Source organism: Luteibacter sp. P4_E6 (assembly GCF_056401535.1).
The window spans coordinates 1-2,877 of sequence record NZ_JBFUJE010000496.1 but is presented as its reverse complement, the minus strand read 5'-3'; the positions used below and the strand labels follow the sequence as shown (position 1 = coordinate 2,877).

General features: G+C 63.2%; 3 protein-coding genes and 1 pseudogene. 3 read left to right on the top strand and 1 reads right to left on the bottom strand.

What is annotated here, in order from left to right:
* The 3 genes from AC1DT2_RS19790 to AC1DT2_RS19780 all read left to right on the top strand — a co-directional run.
* The coding region (locus AC1DT2_RS19790; RefSeq protein ID WP_477298198.1) for a hypothetical protein at positions 1–241 on the top strand (241 nt) is incomplete at its 5' end.
* A gap of 19 nt (positions 242–260) precedes the next feature.
* Positions 261–674 (top strand): nuclear transport factor 2 family protein, encoded by a 414-nt coding sequence (locus AC1DT2_RS19785; protein ID WP_477298196.1) that lies wholly within the window; start codon positions 261–263, stop codon positions 672–674.
* 66 nt (positions 675–740) lie between these two features.
* A complete protein-coding gene (locus AC1DT2_RS19780) occupies positions 741–2,594 on the top strand; it encodes a glycoside hydrolase family 35 protein (protein WP_477298194.1) in 1,854 nt (617 codons plus the stop codon).
* 51 nt (positions 2,595–2,645) lie between these two features.
* Here AC1DT2_RS19780 and AC1DT2_RS19775 read toward each other — a convergent pair.
* A pseudogene (locus AC1DT2_RS19775) lies at positions 2,646–2,877 on the bottom strand (tRNA-binding protein); the annotation flags it as partial.

Here is a 2,877-nt window from a genome sequence, read left to right as displayed (position 1 = left end):
CTTCGATCGCTTCGCGACGGGCCGGTCCTCCGAAGCACTCGCCGCGGCCCTGGTCGCCAACGTGACGATTCCCGACGAATTCGAGGCGCCGGCCAAAGATGGCGTTCGCGTTCATATCGAGTCGAAGGGTTACGCGCGTTTCATCTACGTGCCTTATGAAATCGTCTCGGCGGACACCCGCGAAGTACGGCTGCACGATCCCTTCGCGATCGAGATCTCGCCGAGTTTTTTTACGGCCTGAGCGCTGACGGATCACTGGCGTGACCGTTTACTCCGACGATGCACTGCTGATGGCGCTTACGGCACGGGAGCGGGAACTCCACGATCCGGCGGTGCGTCGTGACGTGCTTCGTCTGCGCGGGTTGTTGCATCCGTCCTTCGTGGAAATCGGCCGATCCGGATATCGCATCGATCTCGCCGACGTACTGCGGGATCTTCCGACGGAGGGCGGGAACGGGTCGATCGTTGCCGATGGCTTCGAGGTGCGCAGGGTGGCCGAGGGTGTAGCGATGCTTCTTTATCGTTCCGCGCATCGGTCGCCGTCGGGTGTGGACTCGCGGTATACGCTGCGGTCGAGTACGTGGGTGAGGGAAGGCGACGAGTGGCTGATGGTTTATCACCAGGGCACACCGACCGAGGCGTTTGATATGCCGGGCGGGGGTGGCGCCGTGTGATCGGGGTCCTTGCTCTGCGCGGGCCGCGTCGGTAAGTTCTGACGCTTCCATCCYGCGGAAGTCCCGATGAAGCGTCTGAGTCTGCTCCTGTCGACCTGCCTGCTGGCGGGCGCGACCCTGCCATCGTTTGCGGCTGCTCCTTCCGCTACGACACCGCACTTCGCCGTCGATCACGGTCAGTTCCTTCTCGACGGCAAGCCTTACGTGATTCGCTCGGGCGAGATGCACTATCCGCGCATTCCCCGGGCGGACTGGCGCGACCGCCTGCGCAAGGCCCGTGCGATGGGTCTCAACACGATCACCACGTACGCCTTCTGGAACGAGAGCGAACCGGAGCCGGGCAAATTCGATTTCAGCGGTGACCACGACATCGCGGCCTTTGTCCGCACCGCGCAGGAAGAAGGCCTCAACGTCATCGTGCGCCCCGGTCCCTTCGTCTGCGCTGAGTGGGAGTTCGGTGGTATTCCGGCATGGTTGCTGAGAACGCCTGGCCTGCGCATCCGCTCGTACGATCCGCGTTTCCTTAAGGCCAGTGCCGCGTGGTTCAAGCGGCTCAACCAAGAACTTGCGCCACTGTTGAGCAGTCGCGGCGGTCCGGTCCTCATGGTCCAGGTGGAGAACGAGTACGGCTACGTCGGCAACGATCACGACTATCTCGAAGCGATCCACCAGCAGATGGTCGATGCCGGCTTCGACGTTCCGATGTTCACCTCTAACGGTCCCGGCCCGACCTGGATGCCGCGCGGTTCACTGCCCGGTATGGTTTCGGTGATCAACTTTACCGGTGATGGAAAGCAGACCGAACGCGCATTCCGACGCTCAGCGCCGCTGATGGAAGGCATGCCACGCATGGCCGGCGAATACTGGACGGGGTGGTACGATCGTTGGGGCCAGGCACACAAGACCCGCGACGTTGGGGATGTGAGCAGTGCCGTGTCGTGGATGATGGATCACGACATCTCGTTCAACCTGTACATGGTCGATGGTGGGACGAACTTCGGCTGGATGAACGGCGCGAACAACGACGACGCCCATTATCTCCCGGTCACGACCAGCTACGACTACGACTCGCCGATCGACGAGGCCGGCCGCCTGACGCCGAAATACGAAGCATTGCGCAAGGTGATCGCCGCACACCTGCCGAAAGGCGAGACCCTGCCCAAGGTGCCCGCTTCGTCGCCAACGGTGGCCATCCCGCGCTTCACGCTGGACACGTCGGTAAGCCTGCTCGACGCACTGCCTGGCTTGTCCGCGCCGCAGACCACGGTCACCCCTCATGGCATGGAGACGTTTGGCCAGAACTATGGGCTGATTCTCTATCGCAAGGCACTCGACGCCGATGCCAAGGGCTCGCTCGACGTGAGCGACGTGCGCGACTACGCCACCGTACTCGCTGACGGCAAACCGCTCGGCACGCTGGATCGCCGGCAGGACCAGCACGCCATGCCGGTCGATCTGAAGAGCGGCAGCACGCTGGACCTCGTGGTCGAGAACATGGGCCGCATCAATATCGGCCCCGGCATGGAAGACGACTACAAGGGCATTACCTATTCGGTTCAGGTCGCCGGCGAGGACTTGCTCAACTGGTCGGTCTATCCCCTGCCGCTGGACGATCTGTCGAGCCTGCACTTCGCTCCCGGTGGAACAGGGCAGGGCCCGGCGTTCTGGCGCGGCAGCTTCACCATGACGAAGCCGGATGGCACGTTCCTCGACATGCGCGGTTGGAACAAGGGCAATGTCTGGGTCAATGGTCACCACCTTGGCCGCTTCTGGCACATCGGGCCGCAGCAGACCCTTTACGTGCCGGCTTCGTGGTTGAAGAAGGGGCGTAACGATATCGTGGTGCTCGAGATGCAGGCCGGTGGTTCACACACGATCGCCGGACTCAAGGATCCGGTGTTCGATACCCCTGCGAAGTAAGCGCGGGTACGCCGCCGGAGCCGTACTGCTCCGGCGGCGCCAAGCATCGCCTCAGGCCATGCGCGTGCCGTTGGGCACGGGCCGCTCGACGGTCGTGATCACGACGCCGTCGTCCGTATGAAACCCTGTCAGCAGGAACTGCGAACGCACGGGTCCGATCTGCTTCTCGGGAAAGTTGATCACGCCGACGATCTGCCGCCCGACGAGGTCGTCGGGTTGGTACACACCCGTGACCTGTGCGCTGGTCTTGCGCTCGCCGTGAGGCCCGAAGTCCACCCAGATC

Bases quoted from the DNA above. Each gene is read 5' to 3' on its own strand.
- AC1DT2_RS19780 (WP_477298194.1), top strand. From the start codon at position 741: ATGAAGCGTCTGAGTCTGCTCCTGTCGACCTGCCTGCTGGCGGGCGCG.